Raw genomic sequence first — 17,008 nt, 5'->3', positions numbered from 1 at the left:
ACGAAGATGACCCGCATCCGCGCGATGACGAGTGACGACCTTGCGGCAGTCTCGCGTCTGCTCGGCCAATCCTGGCGGCGGACCTATGCGCCGATCATGGGCGACGAGACCGTGGCCCGGCTTTCCGCCGAAAGGCACGCGCCGGAAAAGCTCGCGGCCGAGCTCGAGGACGAGGACAAGATGTCCTTCGTCGCCGAAGACGCCGACGGTTCGATCACCGGCTACGCGATGGCGATGATGGACACAAAGGGCGACGTCATGCTGGAGCGGCTCCACGTCGAGCCACGGGCGTTCGGCAGCGGTCTGGCGGTCGACCTGCTGCACGCCGTGCTTGCCGCGCATGCCGGCATTCCCTCGATCGCGCTGGAGGTGATCGAGGGCAATGACCGCGCGATCGCCTTCTACCGCAAGCACGGCTTCGAAGTGGTCGAACGGCGGGAGGCCTCGCATGGTGTCGGCGGGCACGCCTCGCTGATCATGCGCCACATGCTGCCGATGGCTTGAGTTCCACGCAGGCGATCCGGATGGTTCGTCAGGGCTCCGAGGGAATGGTGCCGGCCGGAACCACCCGCCCGCCTTGCGTCCTGCCCAACACGAATTGACGATAGGACCCTCCGCCCAGCCTGCCTTGATCCCGATCAAGCGAATATTGGCGGCTGGACGGTTCGCTTCCGGCCTCTATATTTTCGCGAGCGCTTATTTACCTTCGGAGAACATCGATGAGCCTCGGCAAACGGAAACTCGGCGGCCAGGGGCTCGAAGTCTCGGCGATCGGCCTCGGCTGCATGGGTATGAGCCAGGCCTACGGCCCGGCCGACGAGGCGGAGTCGATCGCGACGCTGCACCGGGCGATCGAGCTCGGCTGCACCTTCCTCGACACGGCCGAGGTCTACGGACCCTTCGTCAACGAGGAACTGCTCGGCCGCGCGCTGCAAGGCCGGCGCGATCAGGTGACGATCGCGACGAAGTTCGGCTTCCGCATCGCCGACGGCAAGCAGGCCGGCCTCGACAGCCGGCCCGAGCATATACGCGAGGTGGTGGAGGCTTCGCTGAAGCGGCTCGCCACCGACCGCATCGACCTTTTCTACCAGCACCGCATCGACCCCGCCGTGCCGATGGAGGATGTCGCCGGCGCGGTCGGCGAACTGGTGGCTCAGGGCAAGGTGCGCTTCTTCGGCCTGTCGGAAGCGGGCATTTCCAACATCCGCCGCGCGCATACCGCGCATCCGGTCTCGGCGCTGCAGAGTGAATATTCGCTGTGGGAGCGCAACCTCGAGCCAGAGATCATCCCGGCGCTGAAGGAGCTGGGCATCGGCCTGGTGCCGTTCGCGCCGCTCGGCCGCGGCTTCCTAGCCGGCGACGTCAGGCGGGCGGAAGACTATCCCGAGGGCGATTTCCGCCGCGGCGACCCGCGCTACCAGGGCGAGAATTTCGACTTGAATGTCGCGGCGGCAGCCACGGTGCGCGACATCGCCGCGGCAAAAGGCGTCAAACCCGGCCAGGTCGCGATCGCCTGGCTGCTCGCCAAGGGCCCCGACTTCGGCATCGACATCGTGCCGATCCCCGGCACCAAGCGGCGGACCTATCTGGAGGAGAATGTCGCGGCGGCGGACATCAGGCTCGACGCCACCGAGATGCTGGGACTCGACATGGCGCTGACGGCCGACAAGGTGGCGGGGCCACGATACAATGAGCGGGCGATGTCGACGGTGGACCGGTAAGCGTTTACGGCCCTATTTCTTCTTGCAATCCGAAAGCGCCTCCATCGCCTTCCTGGCCTCCCCCTCGCTGGCGTATTTCTTCTTGCCGAGATCGATGACAAGCGTCCCGTCGGGCTTTTTCGGCACGATCTCGCACTGTTTCGAGACGGCATCCCTGGCGACCCAGTATTGCTCGGCCGCCATGGCGGGCAGGCTGGCCATGCCGGTGGCGAGAATAACGAAAGCGACGGTGCGCACCATTGCGGATCTCCCTTGTGCCGTTGGGAAAGCAGGCCGGGCCTCGTGGCACCCCTTGCGTGGGTGGCGGCACACTGCTCCAATCATGACGGAAAACACACGCGCGCTTCCCGAAACTGCTTGAACGGAAACGCCCTGCGCGGCCTTCTGTTCCGGCATCGCCCGGCGTTCCCGGGCGGACAAAATGGCTCAAAATCATTGCGTCCGGCGGCCGATCGAAGAAAGCCTGGCGCGGCGGGAAGAGCGGGCCTTGACTTCGCAGAGCCGTTCCCCAGATCGATGCTAGCCGATCTCGTGCGCAAGCGCTGGACGTGCGGGGAGTGCTCGGAACGCGGCCGACGCCCCGGAGGACCAGTCAGCCAGCACAGCCTCGAAGCTGTCCGGTACCCAGGCACCTGCATCGCCTCATGCAACCGAGAAGGAGACATCGAAATGGCAATGCGTGATCTCATCCCGTGGGCCAGGGAAGGCAGTAAGGTTCCCGGTCTTTATCGCGACGGCGATCGCGATCCCTTCGTGGCGCTGCATCGCGAGATGAACCGTCTATTCGATGATGCATTCCGCGATTTTGGCAGCAGGATGCCGTCGCTTGGCGACACCTTTGGCGGACGCGCCGGATGGCCGAGCGTCGAAATCTCCGACACCGACTCCGAAGTCCGCATCACGGCCGAAATGCCCGGCATGGAGGAGAAGGACGTCGAGTTGATGATGGACGACGGCGTGCTGACGTTGCGCGGCGAGAAGAAGTCGCTGACCGAAGACAAGGACAGGCAGTTTTCCGAGCACTTCTATGGCCGCTTCGAACGGCGCATTCCGCTCGGCACCGAGATCGAGGAAGACAAGGTGCGCGCGGACTTCCACAACGGCGTGCTCACGGTGACGCTGCCCAAGACCCAGCGCGCCCAGGCGAAAGCCAGGCGTATCCCGATCGGAGGTGCCGGTGCCGGCTCCACCAAGAGCAAGCATTGAAGGCCGGCCGGCGGCCGGCACATAAAGCAAGGGCAATTCCAGGAAGCGGCCCCACCTGGAATTTGCCTAATTTAGAGAGCCGCCGCCGGCCGTCCTCACCCGGCTGAATGCGGATCGATGCTGTAGGGATGGACGGGATAGCCCGGCCCGATCGCCTCGCCGACCCTCTCCACCCAACCGCCGACCGCCGGATAGTCGGCGAGTGAGAAACCGCAATCCTCGGCGCGATGGCCGTACGCATAGACCGCGATGTCGGCGATAGTGAGCGTATCGCCGACCAGGAACGGTGTGTCTTGCAGGCTTCGCTCCAGTGCGCCAAGTGACCGCACGCCCGCCTCATGCTTGCCCGCGACCAGCGCCCTGTTACGCTCCAGCCGCCCAGTCAGCGTCCAGAAGCGCAGCGAGCCGATGACCGGTTCAACATAATACTGCTCGAAGAACAGCCACTGCATCACCTTGGCGCGAAGAAGCCGGTCTGCCGGCAGATAGGATGTGCCCTCGGCGACGCAGACGAGGATCGCGTTGGACTCGGCGATTGCCTGGCCATTCTCCACGGCGAGCACCGGAACGGCCCCGGCCGGGTTGAGCTTCAGAAAAGCCTCCGTGCGGCTCTCGCCTTCGAAGATCGACACCATGCGGGTTTCGTAGGCGACGCCGAGGAGGCCGAGCAGGACGCGAATTTTCCAGGCATTTTGCGACGGGAGATAATCGTAGAGCGTGAGCATGGAGTGGACCCCGGTTGATGGGATGGCTTCGCATTATGGGTATGACGGGCGCCACCCGATTCAGGCAATCGCAACGCTAGCACCTGGACGTCGGCGCGAAGGCACCCCCCTTTGGCCTGACGGAACTCGGCTTATCGGCTTAGATGCCCCGCCCCGCAATATCCTTCGCCACCGCCCGCGCCTCGATGCCGATCTCGCGCAGCAGGCCGGTGACCGGGTTGTAGAAGCCGACGAGATAGACGCCCAACTCCCTGGCGCGCGCATTCACGCCGCTCTTTTCCGGTCTGAGTTCTGGAGGCAGGAAGCCGTCATAGCCCGGACGGTAACCGGTGGCGAAAATCACCGCGTCGAATTTCTTCTCCACTCCATCGGCGAATTTCACGCCGTCGCCGGTGAAGCTTGCGATATCGGGCGCGATGCCGATCCTTCCCTGCTTGATTGCCGCGACCGTGCCGACATCGATCATCGGAATGCGCCCCGCGTCGATCTGGGCGAGGATGCCTTCTCTCGGCCGCACGATGCCGTATCTCTCCAGCCGGCCCAGCGCCAGGTCGAGGATTTTTGGGAACATCCAGTCGTTCAGCGACTGCGGCATCGTCCGGCTGGCGATGCCCACCATCTGGATCGGCACGCCGAAGAGTTGGCGCGGCACGATGTGGACGCCCTTGCGCACCGAGATGGTGGGCCTGGCGCCGCTCTCGGCTAGGTCGAGCGCGATCTCCGCGCCCGTATTGCCCATGCCGATGACCAGCACGTCCTTGCCGACGTAAGGTTCTGCCTCGGTGTAGGCGGCGCTGTGCAGCACCTTGCCCTTGAAGCCTTCGATGCCTGGGAAGGCCGGCGTGATCGGCTCGGCGTTGTTGCCGGTGGCAACGACAATCCTGCGCGCATCGAGCGGCCCGGCATCGGTCTGGACCAGCAGGCGCTCGCCTTCCCGGCGGACCGATTTGACGGTGACGCCGAAGCGCGGCTTGAGGCCGAAACGCTCGGCATAGGCATCGAGATAAGCCACCACCTTCTCGCGAGGCACATAGCGCGGATGGCTTTTCGGGAACGGCGCGAAAGGCAGCGAGGAGAAGGATTTCACCGTGTGCAGATGCAGCCGCCGGTAATGCCGCCGCCAGGACGGCGCAACCTCATCGGCCTTTTCGAGGATTACAAAGTCGATTCCCGCCTGCTTCAGGCAGGCGGCGACGGCGAGCCCGGCAGGGCCGGCGCCGATAATGACGACATTGGTGTCCAATCGCTTTTTCCTCCCGCCAAAGCGGCAAAAGCTATGACGGGGGGTGTTGCAGGGGCAAGTAGGGAGAAACACCTAAGTGGCGGCACCCTATATCATCGCGCCCGGCACGCTGACGCCTTATCCCCCGGGGAGATAGAGCGCGGCGCTATTCCATCGCGCCCGGTGCCGCCGGCTCGTCTTCCGGCGGTTCGAGGATCTCGATCAGTTTTGCCACGCGGGCGCCGGGCATGGCATGGCCTTCATTGACCAGCGCCTCGTCGGCGCCGATCCAGGCGAAGGCCTCGCGCAGTTCCTCGACGCTGGCGCCGGTGAGCGCGATGTCGGCGATGACGGCCTCGTCGACCGGTCCAAGCACGGAAATGATGTCGTTGCGGGTCATCTTCTTCCTCCCCCGTGGGTTGGGATGATTGCCCAGGGAAACGACCGACGGGTGGAACGGGTTCCGGAAATACGCGGGCCGACTTCTGCCGAACGAGACCCGATGCTATGGATCGCTGCATGAAGCCCGCCCTCCTCCTCATAGCCCTGCTCCTGTCCACGCCGGCACGCGCCGACTGGAAACCCGTCGAGAAAATCGACGCCTATGCCGTCTCGGGTCAGAGCGCCGAGCAGCTCTATCTCTCGATCGGCGAAAAGGGCCCGCTGGTAGGCACCGCCGGCAACGCGCGGCGCGTCATTGCGCACACTTTCTTCAAGCTGACCTGGCAGCGCGACTACCAACCGCAAGGCAGCGCCTGCGTGCTGAAGACGGCCCGGCCGAAGCTCATCATCACCTACACGCTGCCGAAGCCGGCGGGAAAACTAGCGCCCGCGTTGCAGTCGCGCTGGGATACATTCGCCGCCGGGCTGATCGCGCATGAGAAGGTGCACGGCGCCGGCATTGTCGACATGGTGGACAAGATCGTCGCCTTCAGCACCGGCCTCACCGCCGAGAACGATCCCGGCTGCAAGAAGGTCAGGGCGGCGCTGACGGCCTATCTCGACCAGCTCTCCAAGGCGCAGCGCCAGGACAGCCACGACTTCGACGGGATAGAGTTCGGGCAGGATGGCAACATGCTGAAGCTGATCGCGGCGTTTTTGGGCGGGGGTTAGCGGAACGTCACCAGCTTCGCCGCATCGCGGATGGCGCGCACGGCACCCGGATTGGTGATGGGGTAGCCCGATATAAAACCCTCCACCGAGAAGCCCGGAAATTCGCCGCGCAGCCTGCCCGCGATGGCAGCGGCCTCGAGGCTCTCGCCCACCATCGCACAGGCGAGCATCAGGAAAATCAGCACGTGGGGAGAATCCAGCGTGCTGCGTCGCAGGGCGGCAATGGCTTCCCGGTGCCTGCCCTCAGCGAACAGGACGCGGCCCTGCATGCCGAAATACCAGGGCGGGGCAAGCGGGTTGAGGCGCATGGCTCGCTCGATGAGCGGGATGGCCTCTGCCGGATCACCCACGACGAGCGCCTTGCTGCCGGCAAGCAGCACCAGCACGTCGGCCTGGTTGGAGCCATATTCGAAGGCCCGCCGGTACGCGCGTTCGGCTGCCGCGAAATCCCCGAGGCAGCCCATGAGATCGCCGAAGCAGACGAGAGCGCTGCTGTTGGTCGGGTCGAGGCGCAGCGCATTTTCGATTGCCCAACGCCATCGCTCGATCGACTCCTTCGGGTCGCCGCCGTAGCCGTTGCAGGCCTCGATCGAATAGGCATAGCCCAGTTCGATCCAGGCGTCGGCCAAGTTGGGGTCAAGCTCGAGCGCGCGTGAAAACAGCCTGATGGCCTCTCGGTTGCCGCTGAGGCTGAAGGTGTTGTGCTGTTCTACCGCCAGCAGATAGTGGTCGTAGGCCCGCAGGCTGGCCGGCGGCTTGCGCCGGATCGCGTTGCGGCCGGCCGTGGCGAGCGCCCCGAAGCAACCGGCCAGCACGTTGATGACGCTTTCGGTCAGACTGTCCTGCAGCGCGAAGATGTCATCCGCCGGACGGTCGAAGCGCTCGCTCCACAGGCTGACCCTGGTCCGAGCGTCGGCAAGTTCGACCGTCAGCCGGATGCGGCGGTCGTCGGCCCGCAATTGACCCGACACGATGTAGGCAGCGCCCAATGCCTTGCCGTCGGCGGCGAAATCAGCGGGCCTACTGCCCATCGATCTCATGGTGTGGAAGGCGATCACCGGCATGTCGGCGTAGCGAGCGAGATCGACGGTGATGTCCGACGACAGACCGTCGGCGAAGCGGCGCCAGCGCTCGTCGGCGCTGATGCATTCGATCGGGAACATGGCGAGCACCGGCGGAGCATCGGGCAGGATGGGAGCCGGATGCGCCGCGCCGTTGATATAGCTGGCAAGCGCAATCTTGTTGCGCACGCCGAGCTTCTCATAGATCGCGGCGAGATGGGTGCGCACGGTGGACGGCGCAATGAACAGTGCCTCGCCGATCTCGCGATAGGTCATGCCGGCAGCGAATTTTTCCGCAACCGCGCGCTCGCGGTCCGACAAGGCCTCCGAGGTCGTCATGATGCGGTTCATGTCCTGTCCTGCCAGCGGACGTAGATGCGTTCAACCGTGTGGGGGCAAAATACTACAAATGCAGGACCCAAAACACTGCATGCGGCCGATGGCTTGGCAGAGGGCGGAGGTTCAGGCTCGGCGCGTGTCCTTCATCAAGGGCAGCGTTTCAAACGAGGGAGCCGAAGATGAAAACGATACTCAACACCTTATCCGGTTTCTACGGCGCCGTGCGGCTGGATCTCCGCGCTCAGGCGGCGGACGCCGGCCCTGCCGGGCGACAGCCCGGTGTTTTCAGCCTGCTGTCGGCATGGCGCGAGCGCGCCCACTTCCGCGAAGAGCTCGCGCTCAGGGCACGCGACACGCCCTACCTGATCGGCGACATCGGCCTGACCATGGACGATGTGCGGGAGGAAATCGCCAAGCCGTGCTGGCGTCGGTAGGCCTCAGAAACTCACCACCACCGCAGCGACGCTCCGCTTCGCCTCGCCGTGGAACACCGCCTCGATGTTGTTGCCGTCGGGGTCGAGCAGGAAGCAGGCGTAGTAGCCGGGATGGTAATGGCGCTCGCCCGGCGCGCCATTGTCCTTGCCGCCAGCGGCGAGCCCGGCCTGGTAGAAGGCATCGACCATGGCGCGGTCCTTCGCCTGGAAGGCGAGATGGTGGCGGCCGGTGAGCACGCCGAGCGCGGCGCGGCTGTCGGCGCTGGAGATGAACAATTCGTCGGCCCAGAAATAATCCTGCGCCTCGCCGCCGATCGGGATGCCCAGCACCTCAAGCACAGCGCCGTAAAAGCGCCGGCTGGCCTGGAGGTCGCGCACCACGAGCTGGATGTGGTCGATGAGCCGGCCGCGATAGAGTTCCATGCGGGTTCTCCTGTTGTCAGGGGGCAATTTAGAAGGGACCAGCGTGCGGTCAATGCGGGGTACTGGAAGCTGCTGACATACAGAGAGGCTGGCGGACAGCGGCGGGCGCGAAGGAACGCGACTTTTCAGGCAACAGCCAAATCTCCACCCGTTCAAAAAATCCGGATAAAAAATGCAACCAGATTGTAGGATCGGCTCCCGCCTTGGCGTCCTTCGGACGCAAACGGCCCGGTGGACTGGAAAAACCGTGCCGCATCAAACAGGATGCCTTACGGCATGGGAGCAGAACCATGAATCATTCCTATCGTTGGGTCATCGTCGCGGCCGGCGCGCTGATGACCTGCGTGGCGCTCGGCGCCATGTTTTCGCTGGCGATCTTTCTGGAGCCGATGTCACTCGACACCAACTGGTCGCGCACCGGCATTTCCAGCGCCATGACCTTGAATTTCCTGGTGATGGGCCTGGGCGGTTTCGCCTGGGGCGCGATCTATGACCGGGTCGGCGCGCGGCCCGTGGTGCTTGCGGGCGCCGTGCTGCTCGGCCTGTCGCTGGTGGTGGCGAGCCGGGCCACCTCGCTCTTGGTCTTCCAGCTCAGCTACGGCATCATCGTCGGGCTGGCGGCCAGCGCCTTCTTCGCGCCGATGATCGCGCTCACCACCGCCTGGTTCGACACCAACCGCAGCCTTGCCGTCTCGCTGGTCTCGGCCGGCATGGGCGTCGCGCCGATGACCATCTCGCCCTTCGCGCGCTGGCTGATCAGCGCCTATGACTGGCGCACCGCCATGTTCGATATCGGCATCGTGGCCTGGGTGCTGCTTTTGCCCGCCGTCTTCCTGGTGCGCCAGCCGCCGGCGGCGCTCGCAGCCGCCGACGGCACGCCGGCGCCTGCCACCGACGACCCCGGCATGAGCGTCGGCCAGGCGCTGCGCTCGCCGCAATTCATCGTGCTGGGCCTCACCTTCTTCGCCTGCTGCGCGGCGCATTCCGGCCCGATCTTCCACATGGTGAGCTATGCCATGTCCTGCGGTGTCGCGCCGATGGCGGCGGTGTCGATCTACAGCGTCGAGGGGCTCGCCGGCCTTGGCGGGCGCGTGCTCTATGGCGTGCTCGGCGACCGGCTGGGCGTGAAGCCGGTGCTGGTCGCCGGGCTCGTCATCCAGGGGCTGGTGATCGCCGCTTACCTCACCGTCGGTCAGCTTGAGCAGTTCTACCTTCTGGCCGTCATCTTCGGCGCCACCTATGGCGGCGTGATGCCGCTCTACGCGGTGCTGGCGCGCGAATATTTCGGCCTGCGCATCATCGGCACCATCCTTGGCGCGGCCACGATGCTTTCAAGCCTGGGCATGTCGCTCGGGCCGCTTGCCGGCGGCATGATCTACGACGCCACTGCCAGCTATCACTGGCTGTTCATCGGCTCGGCACTGATCGGGCTGGGCGCGGCCGGCATCGCCATCGCCTTCCCGCCGCAGCCGAGCCGGCAGAAGCTGCAGCCGGCGTGAGCTTCGAAAAACACGCGGCGGTTCCGACGCTTCGCGGAACCGCCGGCCCGTGACGCAAAATCCGTTGCCGGACGACGGCGAGTGTGAAACCCTCTGCAAGATAAGCCGGCCACATGCCGGCGCGCGACCATGGTCCGGGAGCATTGTAGTGACGGCAGGCTTGGAAGCCGAAGACGCCAGGGGTTGGTCCAACCTGCTGGTAGCGGCCGAGAAAGGCGACGCCGAGGCTGTACTGGCGGAGCTCGCGGCCGGGGCGGACATCAACCAGGCCGACGAAGGCGGCTGGTCGGCGCTGCACCTTGCCGCCCACAATGCCTGCATGGCTGTGCTCGAAGCCCTGGTCGCGGACCCGGAAATCGACGTCAATTCGAGGAACAAGTGGAAGAGCACGCCCCTGAGCCTGGCCTCGGCAAAGGGACATTATGACTGCATCCATGCGCTGGTGCGACACCCTGAGATCGATATCGATGCCCGTGCCGACTTACTATGGCCGTACAGCGCTGATCGAGGCGGCAAGGAACGGGCATCTCGATGCCGTCAAGCTGCTGGTCGAGCATGGCGCAGACGTCAATGCGGCCGACAAAACAGGACGAAACAGCGCCCTCATCGAAGCCATCAAGGGCCGGCACTTCGCAGTCGCTGAGTATCTGCTGGAATCCAGGAAGGTGAACTTCCTCAACAAGGACGTGCGCCTCAATGCACTGATCTGGGCTGGCAGCACTCGCAATGGCGAGCTCATCGAGAAATTGGACGCCGCGATACACGTGTTTTTCGAAGGCAAGTAGGGCAAAACCTCAAAAGCGAAGCGCCGAGGCTGCCGATCGCCTTACACCAACAGATTATCCATCAGCATCGCCGTGTAGCCGGACTCGCCCGAAGGCGCGGCGTCGACCGTGCTGCCCGCCGCTTCCACGCGGTTAGCGCGATCACCAGCGCGCAGCAGAACGCGTCCCTGTGAGACGCTTCACATGGGCGGCCAATTGCCGCGCCGGTGCAGGTCGACTCACCCCGCCCCCGTTCCCGTGCGCACCGCCTCGCGGTCACTTTCGTCGCGGCGCAGGCGCTCATCGGAGATCAGCACCACCGGGCACGGGCTGCGGCGCAGGACGGCCGTCGTCGTCTCGCCGAAGATGAGCTCCTCGCCCTGGCGCCTCGCCACGCCCATGACGATCAATGCCGCGTTCCTGCCGGCCTGGCGGGCAATGGCATCGGCGGCGGCGGTACGCGAGCGGATGGCGGTCTCGATCTCGACGCCGTAGCGGTCGGCGAGCGCCACGATGTCCTTCAGCACCGCCTCCCGGCGGCGATGCGAGACGGTGTCGCGCGGCTCTTCGCGGCCGCCGCGCGCGACATAGAGCATCTTGACCGGCGCGCCGGTGACGGCGGCGATGGCCAAAGCCAGCTCGGCGCCGCGGCGGGCAACCGCCGTGCCGGTGACCGGCACCAGTATCTTGCCTGATCCCGGACCGAGCCCCGGCATCTGGCGGCCGGCGGTTGGCGGCTTCAGCACCAGGCAGACCGGCCCGTCGAAGGCGCCGGCGACTTCGTTCAGCCGATGCGAGAAGCCGCCCTTGGCGGTGACCGCGCGGCCAAGGCCGACGACCAGCATGCCGTAGCCCTTGCGCGCCTCCTTGGCGACCGCCGCGGCCGAAAGCTCCTCATGCTGGCGGCGGGTGACGGGGGATTCGCGCATGGGCGCCTCATCGGACTTCTTTGCCGCCTCGCGGCTGTCTTCGGCGCCCTTCTCGATCTCCTCCAGATGCAGCCCCTCTGTGGGCTCGGCGTCGATCTCGCCGCTCGAATGCAGCACCGTCGTCGGCTTGCCGGCGCCGATGACGCCGGCGAGATAGGCGGCGAAGCGGCCGACGACGCCCTCGTCGACCACCACCAGAAGCCGCTCCAGATTGGCGACGAAGCCGCGCTGGTCGATTTCCTCGCGGTCCAGGCGCTTCTTCTCGTTCTCGCCCACCGGCAGGCGACGCAGCGCCCAGCGCAATGTCGGCGGCATGACCAGGGTGGTGATGACGGCCATGGTGAGGATCATGGTGAAAAGGTTGTGCGAGAGCACGCCGATCGACAGGCCGATCGAGGCTACGATGACCTCCGTGGAACCGCGCGCGTTCATGCCGCAGCCCACTGCGACGCCTTCGGCGCGGCTCATGCCGGCGACTTCCGCGCCGATGAAGGCGCCGCCGAACTTGCCGATGCTGGCGATCACCACCAGCGCCACGGTGAGCAGCGCGAGCTGAGGATCCATCAGCACGGTGAGATCGGCCGACAGGCCGGCGACGCCGAAGAACACCGGCATGAAAAGCGCGGTGATGATGCCGCGCAACTGCCCTTCGATGTGGCGCGACAGGATCGGCGATTCCCCTACCAATATGCCGGCGACGAAGGCGCCGAGCACGGTGTGGACGCCGATCAAGTCGGTGATCAACGCCATTGCGCCCATGATGGCGAGGATGACGGTGACCACCGCATATTCCGAACGAAACGTGTCGTTGGTCCAGCGGATGGCATCGAAGACGATGCGCCGCCCGAGCGTGAAGGAAAACGCCATGAAGGCGGCGACGCCGAGGATGGTGAAGGCAAGACCGCCGATCTCGATCCGCCCCCTGGTGGCGATGCCGATGGTGATCGCGATGATCACCCAGCCGATCGTGTCCTCGATGATGGCGGAAGACACGATGATCTGGCCAAGGTCGCGGCGCATGAAGTTCATGTCGCGCACCACCATCGCGACGATCTTGACCGAAGAGATCGAGAGCGCGGTGCCGAGGAACAGCCCGGCGACGATGCGCCCGCTGCCGGCGGCAAGCAGCGCGTCCGGCATGAACTGGGCGGCGGCGAAGCCGAGCACGAACGGCACGGCGACGCCCGCGGCCGAGATGGAAAAACAGGCGCGGCCGACGCGGCGCACCAGCCTCAGATCCGTCTCCATGCCGGTGAGCAGGAGCAGCATCAGCACGCCGAGCTGGGCGATGGCGTTGATCATCGACTTCTGCGAGGGGTCGCCGGCGAAGATCAGCCGCTCGGCCGCCGGCCAGACCCAGCCGAGCAGCGAGGGCCCGAGCAGGATGCCGCCGATCAGCTGCCCCATCACCGCCGGCTGTCCAAGCGTCTCCAGCACCTCGCCGATGCCGCGGCCGACCACCAGAAGCAGGACCAGTTCGGCGACAAAAATGCCTTCCGAGGACATGCCTGTTTTCCCGGCGGCGGCGGCGACGGCTGGCATCAGCAGAAGCGCGATGACGGCAAACGCGACCGACCGCCGATTGAGTATTTTGGACAAGCCTGTATCCCCTCGATTTCGCGTCATAACGGTTTGGCGCAGGGTTCGGTTGCACGGTCGCCGGCAGCCGTTTCCTCGCCCCCATGAAGTGGGGGAGAGCTGGCTCGGCCAAGCCGAGACGGAGAGGGGAGCGCTGGTTCGAGCGGCGAAAGCGCCTCCTAGAGGAAGACTTCCGCCCTACGAAAGCCCCTCTCCGTCCGCTTCGCGGACACCTCTCCCCCGCCTTGGCGGGGGAGAGGAAAAGCTCCCTACAATTCTATTCAAATGCCATCGCCGTTTTTTGCTTCCCGGTAAGTCGACTCGGGGATGTTCGCGGCACGGCGGGGCAACAAGGAGAAGCTAATGAAAAGCGACTTTGCCGCCGCCCACCTGCACCTCGACCGGGCATGCCATTACCTGCGTGGTGACGACGAAACGAGCCGCGCGGCGCTTGCGGCGCTCGACCTTGTGATCGACGCAGTGGCGGCCGCCCAGCATGCCCGGCCAATGGCCGAGGTGCTGCCCTTTCCGCGGCGCGCGAATGGCGGTCTTCCCCCGCTTGCATCCTGACTTATCCGCCTGAAAAGGCGGGAACATTCTGGCCGGCCGCACGTTATGAAAGTTGGGGTGTGGCCGGCAGTTCTTGACGTCAAGGTTCGGCCGGCCACGGCGGCGGGAGGCGCATGGCAGAGGAATGTCCCAGACGAAGGCCGCAAGATCCACCGACGCACAGTCGACAGAGACGGCTGCGCCAGTAAGATCAACCGAGGCGGCCGCGCCGCCGCGAGCTTCCGACACGCTGGCGCTGAAGCTCAGTTCCCCCGAATTCACCACAACGCTGTCGCATTTCCACCGCGCCGAGATCGCGCGCATGGCCGGCTGGCGCGACCGGCTCGACCGCACCAGCAACTGGGCGATCACGGTGGTGGCAGCGATGCTGTCGGTGTCGCTGTCGACGCCCTCCGCGCATCACGGCGTGCTCCTATTCGCCATGCTCCTGATCACGCTGCTTTTGTGGATCGAGGCGCGGCGCTACCGCTTCTTCGACGTCTACCGCGCCCGCGTGCGGCAGTTCGAGCGTTATTATTTCGCGCAGGTCTTTTCGCCGCAGCCCGACTACGCCTCCAACTGGCTGGCCATTCTCGGCGAAGGCCTTCGCTCGCCGCGTTTCCTGATTACGCAACGCGCGGCGCTGATCCGCCGGCTGCGCCGCAACTACATCTTCATGTACACAATCCTGCTGCTCGCCTGGATCCTGAAGATCACCACGCCAAGCCTGTCGCGCGAAGGCTCGCCGCTCGGCTTCGGCGCCTCGCTTGTCGACACGTTCCGGGTGGCGACGCTGGGGCCGATCCCGGGCGTCGTCGTCGTGTGCGGGGTGGGCGCCTGCTATCTCGCGCTGCTTGCCGCGGCTTTCCTCATCCGAGCCGATGACGGCGAGCTATCCTTCGGCGACGTGCATGTGTGAGTAAGGGAGTGAGGAAGTGAGACTCCGTCGACGCCGCGATTTTCTATTCCATATACCCCTACTCCCTACTCCCCTCAGTTCATCGAAAACGCCGTCCGGAATTCCTGCGTGGTGTTGCGAGCGGGATAGAGCTCGTCCGGTACGGGAACGCCGAGATGGGCGCAAAGCGGCTCCCAGCCGTCGCCGAGCTTGTGGATCAGAAGGCGCTCCGCCGGCACGGTTTTCAGCACCGCCTCGACATTGGCCTCGTAGACGGCGATCGCATGCGCGCGATCCTGCGGCCGGCCGCCGAAGACCTGCTTCGTGAGAAGGGCAATACCCAGCGAGTCCTGGTCCTTGCTGTCGGCGATGCCCGGCAGGATGGTCTTTTGGAAACTTTCCCACCAGCTTTCGGGCGAGCGCCAGGTGAGGATGACGCGCGCCTGGCAGTAGGTTTCGACCAACTCGCGCCAGTAATACGCCGACGGCCAGTCGACGCAGGATTTGTAACCGGCAAAGAGCCTCTCCCAGTCGGGCGCGGCGCCCTTGGCCAGCGCCCGCCAAAGCCGCTTCTGCTCCGCATGCGCCATCACCTCCGACATGTGATGGCAAGGGCCGAAGCCAAGCATGGTCAGCGCCTCGCGCATCGAATCCGTGCCGGTCCGGCCGAAGCCGGTTCCTATCACTGTGAGCGACATTTTCCCTTCCTCTACGTTCCCCTCGTCAAACAGCCGCGGTCAATCTCCCTGGACCAGCCGCAAGCGGTTGCCCTCCGGATCGGCGGTCGAAACCACGCCGCCATCCCTTTTCGCCGGCACGTTGGCCGCTTCGAGCCTGCGCTCCACGGCGGCAAGTTCCTGCGCGGAACCAAGCTCGATGGTGAAATGGTCGAGGCCGGCGGCATTCGGCGGCGGCTCTCGCAGCTCATCGCGCGCCCAGATGTTGAAGGCGACCATATGCGCGCGGCGCTGGGTGCCGCAGTCGAACATGCCGAAGGTCCGCGACTGGATATGCGGCCGGAAGCCGAGCACGCCGAGATAGAATTCCATCAGCGTCTCGGGCGCGCGAGCGCGCAGGTGGATGTGACCGATGAAGGCATCCTGCGCCATCTTCGGCTCGACATGGCCGGAATTGCCGATTTCGCGCAGCAAGCCCGATACGTCCAGCGGCTCGAGCCCGGAATGCGCGCTGCCGTCGGTGGCGATCAACGACACCTGGCCGTCGGGCGATACTTGCCGGCGCAGGAAGCGCTCCGGCGTGTCGAAGCATATCTCGATGCCGTTGCCGGACGGGTCGGAGACGTAGAGCGATTCCGAAATAATGTGGTCCTGGGCGCTGTATCGCAAGCCCGATGTCTTGAGGCGGGCGGCCGTGTGCGCGAGGTCGCGGCGGGTCGTGACGTGGATGGCGACATGGAACAGATCGCGCGACTTCTGCGGCAGGGCGACGTCCGCGCCGGCATGGAGCACGATCAGAACCCGGCCGCCGGCACCGAGCTCCGCAGTGGCATCGTCCTCATTGAATAGCGTGAACCCGAGCGTGTCGCGCCAGACGGTCAAGGCCGCCGGGATGTCGGTCACCCTAAGATGGACCGACCCGAGACGAGTGGCTTGAGACAGCAATCCTTCGTCCATCGTCGCCTGTCCGATTGCGGTCGGTAAATATATTAGCTCCAGATGATATTTCTGTCTTGCACCAAGTTCGGGTTGACCCCTTCCTGGCGTGCGGCGACTATTGACGAAGGCAATTTGTTTTCGCGCAATTCCGGACAGAAAGCCGCTGCAGCTTTTCCTGGAATTGGGTTTTCGTTTTGACGCAATTCCGGACGAAAAACCGCTGCGCACTTTTTCTGGAATTGCTTCAGGCAGGAGGACTTCGCATGGACGACACCGACCACTGGCGCAACATGGCGAGCGCGCCACGGGACGGCAGCCGCATCCTGGTGACGGTGCGCTCCTCCGAGCAGGGACCGGCCGAGGTCGACATGGCCTACTGGTCGCGCGCCGACCAGTTCGGCGAGGAAGGCTGGCGGGCGTCGGACTCCTCGCCCGGCCGCGTCGTCGAATATGCCGAGCCGGAGCTCAGATGCTGGATGCCGCTGCCCACGGCGGGGCGAGGATCAATGCCGACGCCATGGGAAGGCGAAGACGTGCCGCTGGTGGATGGGGAAGGGATTTAGGCGGCGGTGGTGTCCTGAAAGCCCGCCGTCAAGTGGAAAGGCCGGCTTTCAAAGGCGAATTGGCGAGGCGGGTCCTCGCCCGGCACGCCGGCGAGAGAGCGTTGCGCCGATGGACATCAGTAAGGCAAGGAGCCGACACGCGACGGTTGGCAGATTGATACCGGGCGCAGCGGCAATCCGTTGAACGCACTGCCGCTCGAGGTAGCGCGCCTGGGCGATGTCGTGACGAAAGATTGGGGGTGCGTTGCCTTGCCGCCGGCGGAGATTGCCTTCTTGCCGGAAGGGCCAGTCAGTCGGGCTGAAGGGCAGCATTGGGGTTCTCCCGCGTTTCAAGTCCGACCAACTCTCCGCCGCGACCGTGATGAAGC

The 17,008-nt window shown here is 65.3% G+C and carries 19 protein-coding genes and 1 pseudogene; 11 read left to right on the top strand and 9 right to left on the bottom strand.

The window, feature by feature from the left end:
- The first annotated feature begins 6 nt into the window (after positions 1–6).
- Positions 7–504, top strand: a complete 498-nt coding sequence (locus YU3_RS0108725; protein ID WP_036258109.1) for an N-acetyltransferase — start codon at positions 7–9, stop codon at positions 502–504.
- Positions 505–719: 215 nt separating this feature from the next.
- A complete protein-coding gene (locus YU3_RS0108720; RefSeq protein WP_027165870.1) occupies positions 720–1,721 on the top strand; it encodes an aldo/keto reductase in 1,002 nt (333 codons plus the stop codon).
- A 12-nt stretch (positions 1,722–1,733) separates the two neighbouring features.
- Here the strand turns inward: YU3_RS0108720 and YU3_RS0108715 are convergent, their stop codons facing one another.
- Positions 1,734–1,961 carry a hypothetical protein gene (locus tag YU3_RS0108715; protein ID WP_027165869.1) on the bottom strand — a complete coding sequence of 76 codons (228 nt, stop codon included), beginning with the start codon at positions 1,959–1,961 and terminating at the stop codon, positions 1,734–1,736.
- A gap of 429 nt (positions 1,962–2,390) precedes the next feature.
- Here YU3_RS0108715 and YU3_RS0108710 point away from each other — a divergent pair, with 429 nt between their 5' ends.
- A complete protein-coding gene (locus tag YU3_RS0108710; RefSeq protein ID WP_027165868.1) occupies positions 2,391–2,927 on the top strand; it encodes an Hsp20/alpha crystallin family protein in 537 nt (178 codons plus the stop codon).
- Positions 2,928–3,022: 95 nt separating this feature from the next.
- Here YU3_RS0108710 and YU3_RS0108705 read toward each other — a convergent pair whose 3' ends face one another.
- From YU3_RS0108705 to YU3_RS0108695, 3 genes are all read right to left on the bottom strand, one after another.
- On the bottom strand, positions 3,023–3,652 hold the full coding sequence (locus tag YU3_RS0108705) for a glutathione S-transferase family protein (RefSeq protein ID WP_027165867.1): 630 nt from the start codon (positions 3,650–3,652) through the stop codon (positions 3,023–3,025).
- Between the two features lie 139 nt (positions 3,653–3,791).
- Positions 3,792–4,895: an NAD(P)/FAD-dependent oxidoreductase gene (locus tag YU3_RS0108700; protein WP_027165866.1), complete on the bottom strand. Its 1,104-nt coding sequence runs from the start codon at positions 4,893–4,895 to the stop codon at positions 3,792–3,794.
- A 145-nt stretch (positions 4,896–5,040) separates the two neighbouring features.
- Entirely contained in the window at positions 5,041–5,274 is a 234-nt protein-coding gene (locus YU3_RS0108695) for a hypothetical protein (protein WP_027165865.1), read from the bottom strand.
- A gap of 119 nt (positions 5,275–5,393) precedes the next feature.
- Here YU3_RS0108695 and YU3_RS0108690 point away from each other — a divergent pair, with 119 nt between their 5' ends.
- Positions 5,394–5,987 carry a DUF922 domain-containing protein gene (locus YU3_RS0108690; protein ID WP_084507999.1) on the top strand — a complete coding sequence of 198 codons (594 nt, stop codon included), beginning with the start codon at positions 5,394–5,396 and terminating at the stop codon, positions 5,985–5,987.
- Here YU3_RS0108690 and YU3_RS0108685 read toward each other — a convergent pair.
- Positions 5,984–7,399, bottom strand: coding sequence for a LuxR C-terminal-related transcriptional regulator (locus tag YU3_RS0108685; RefSeq protein WP_036258107.1), 1,416 nt, complete (start codon positions 7,397–7,399; stop codon positions 5,984–5,986). The two genes, YU3_RS0108690 and YU3_RS0108685, sit on opposite strands and share 4 nt — an antisense overlap.
- Before the next feature lie 167 nt (positions 7,400–7,566).
- Between YU3_RS0108685 and YU3_RS0108680 the strand changes: the two genes are divergently transcribed.
- Positions 7,567–7,821, top strand: a complete 255-nt coding sequence (locus tag YU3_RS0108680; protein WP_036258105.1) for a hypothetical protein — start codon at positions 7,567–7,569, stop codon at positions 7,819–7,821.
- A 3-nt stretch (positions 7,822–7,824) separates the two neighbouring features.
- On the opposite strand, the gene YU3_RS0108675 is transcribed toward YU3_RS0108680, so the two are convergent.
- A complete protein-coding gene (locus YU3_RS0108675) occupies positions 7,825–8,244 on the bottom strand; it encodes a VOC family protein (RefSeq protein WP_027165861.1) in 420 nt (139 codons plus the stop codon).
- A 290-nt stretch (positions 8,245–8,534) separates the two neighbouring features.
- Between YU3_RS0108675 and YU3_RS0108670 the strand changes: the two genes are divergently transcribed.
- From YU3_RS0108670 to YU3_RS41640, 3 genes and pseudogenes are all read left to right on the top strand, one after another.
- Entirely contained in the window at positions 8,535–9,743 is a 1,209-nt protein-coding gene (locus YU3_RS0108670; protein ID WP_027165860.1) for an MFS transporter, read from the top strand.
- 49 nt (positions 9,744–9,792) lie between these two features.
- Positions 9,793–10,158: pseudogene (locus tag YU3_RS41645) on the top strand (ankyrin repeat domain-containing protein); the annotation flags it as partial.
- 52 nt (positions 10,159–10,210) lie between these two features.
- Positions 10,211–10,528: an ankyrin repeat domain-containing protein gene (locus YU3_RS41640; RefSeq protein ID WP_245273458.1), complete on the top strand. Its 318-nt coding sequence runs from the start codon at positions 10,211–10,213 to the stop codon at positions 10,526–10,528.
- Positions 10,529–10,746: 218 nt separating this feature from the next.
- Here the strand turns inward: YU3_RS41640 and YU3_RS0108655 are convergent, their stop codons facing one another.
- Positions 10,747–12,978 (bottom strand): cation:proton antiporter, encoded by a 2,232-nt coding sequence (locus YU3_RS0108655; protein WP_027165859.1) that lies wholly within the window; start codon positions 12,976–12,978, stop codon positions 10,747–10,749.
- A 399-nt stretch (positions 12,979–13,377) separates the two neighbouring features.
- On the opposite strand from YU3_RS0108655, the gene YU3_RS0108650 reads away from it, so the two are divergent.
- The gene (locus YU3_RS0108650; protein WP_027165858.1) at positions 13,378–13,584 is read left to right on the top strand and encodes a hypothetical protein; all 207 of its coding nucleotides are present in this window, start codon (positions 13,378–13,380) and stop codon (positions 13,582–13,584) included.
- A gap of 124 nt (positions 13,585–13,708) precedes the next feature.
- Entirely contained in the window at positions 13,709–14,482 is a 774-nt protein-coding gene (locus YU3_RS0108645; protein WP_084507981.1) for a DUF2270 domain-containing protein, read from the top strand.
- Between the two features lie 74 nt (positions 14,483–14,556).
- Here the strand turns inward: YU3_RS0108645 and YU3_RS0108640 are convergent, their stop codons facing one another.
- Positions 14,557–15,159, bottom strand: coding sequence for a sulfotransferase family protein (locus YU3_RS0108640; protein WP_027165856.1), 603 nt, complete (start codon positions 15,157–15,159; stop codon positions 14,557–14,559).
- Between the two features lie 39 nt (positions 15,160–15,198).
- Positions 15,199–16,095 (bottom strand): VOC family protein, encoded by an 897-nt coding sequence (locus YU3_RS0108635; RefSeq protein WP_027165855.1) that lies wholly within the window; start codon positions 16,093–16,095, stop codon positions 15,199–15,201.
- Between the two features lie 245 nt (positions 16,096–16,340).
- Here YU3_RS0108635 and YU3_RS0108630 point away from each other — a divergent pair, with 245 nt between their 5' ends.
- Complete coding sequence (locus YU3_RS0108630) at positions 16,341–16,640, top strand: hypothetical protein (RefSeq protein ID WP_027165854.1); 300 nt, start codon at positions 16,341–16,343, stop codon at positions 16,638–16,640.
- Positions 16,641–17,008: the final 368 nt, after the last annotated feature.

The sequence above is a fragment of the Mesorhizobium sp. WSM3224 genome (assembly GCF_000427725.1).
GTDB lineage: Bacteria > Pseudomonadota > Alphaproteobacteria > Rhizobiales > Rhizobiaceae > Mesorhizobium.
Note: the sequence above shows the minus strand (reverse complement) of the source record. Positions and strands in the feature narration are given on the sequence as shown.

What these genes read in the sequence shown, in the direction of transcription:
- YU3_RS0108680 (WP_036258105.1), top strand. Translation starts at nt 7,567, where the DNA reads ATGAAAACGATACTCAACACCTTATCCGGTTTCTACGGCGCCGTGCGG.
- YU3_RS0108675 (WP_027165861.1), bottom strand. Translation starts at nt 8,244, where the DNA reads ATGGAACTCTATCGCGGCCGGCTCATCGACCACATCCAGCTCGTGGTG.
- YU3_RS0108630 (WP_027165854.1), top strand. Translation starts at nt 16,341, where the DNA reads ATGGACGACACCGACCACTGGCGCAACATGGCGAGCGCGCCACGGGAC.
- YU3_RS41640 (WP_245273458.1), top strand. Translation starts at nt 10,211, where the DNA reads ATGCCCGTGCCGACTTACTATGGCCGTACAGCGCTGATCGAGGCGGCA.
- YU3_RS0108650 (WP_027165858.1), top strand. Translation starts at nt 13,378, where the DNA reads ATGAAAAGCGACTTTGCCGCCGCCCACCTGCACCTCGACCGGGCATGC.
- YU3_RS0108685 (WP_036258107.1), bottom strand. Translation starts at nt 7,399, where the DNA reads ATGAACCGCATCATGACGACCTCGGAGGCCTTGTCGGACCGCGAGCGC.
- YU3_RS0108715 (WP_027165869.1), bottom strand. Translation starts at nt 1,961, where the DNA reads ATGGTGCGCACCGTCGCTTTCGTTATTCTCGCCACCGGCATGGCCAGC.
- YU3_RS0108635 (WP_027165855.1), bottom strand. Translation starts at nt 16,095, where the DNA reads ATGGACGAAGGATTGCTGTCTCAAGCCACTCGTCTCGGGTCGGTCCAT.
- YU3_RS0108655 (WP_027165859.1), bottom strand. Translation starts at nt 12,978, where the DNA reads ATGCCAGCCGTCGCCGCCGCCGCCGGGAAAACAGGCATGTCCTCGGAA.
- YU3_RS0108705 (WP_027165867.1), bottom strand. Translation starts at nt 3,652, where the DNA reads ATGCTCACGCTCTACGATTATCTCCCGTCGCAAAATGCCTGGAAAATT.
- YU3_RS0108725 (WP_036258109.1), top strand. Translation starts at nt 7, where the DNA reads ATGACCCGCATCCGCGCGATGACGAGTGACGACCTTGCGGCAGTCTCG.
- YU3_RS0108695 (WP_027165865.1), bottom strand. Translation starts at nt 5,274, where the DNA reads ATGACCCGCAACGACATCATTTCCGTGCTTGGACCGGTCGACGAGGCC.
- YU3_RS0108710 (WP_027165868.1), top strand. Translation starts at nt 2,391, where the DNA reads ATGGCAATGCGTGATCTCATCCCGTGGGCCAGGGAAGGCAGTAAGGTT.
- YU3_RS0108645 (WP_084507981.1), top strand. Translation starts at nt 13,709, where the DNA reads ATGTCCCAGACGAAGGCCGCAAGATCCACCGACGCACAGTCGACAGAG.
- YU3_RS0108670 (WP_027165860.1), top strand. Translation starts at nt 8,535, where the DNA reads ATGAATCATTCCTATCGTTGGGTCATCGTCGCGGCCGGCGCGCTGATG.
- YU3_RS0108720 (WP_027165870.1), top strand. Translation starts at nt 720, where the DNA reads ATGAGCCTCGGCAAACGGAAACTCGGCGGCCAGGGGCTCGAAGTCTCG.
- YU3_RS0108640 (WP_027165856.1), bottom strand. Translation starts at nt 15,159, where the DNA reads ATGTCGCTCACAGTGATAGGAACCGGCTTCGGCCGGACCGGCACGGAT.
- YU3_RS0108690 (WP_084507999.1), top strand. Translation starts at nt 5,394, where the DNA reads ATGAAGCCCGCCCTCCTCCTCATAGCCCTGCTCCTGTCCACGCCGGCA.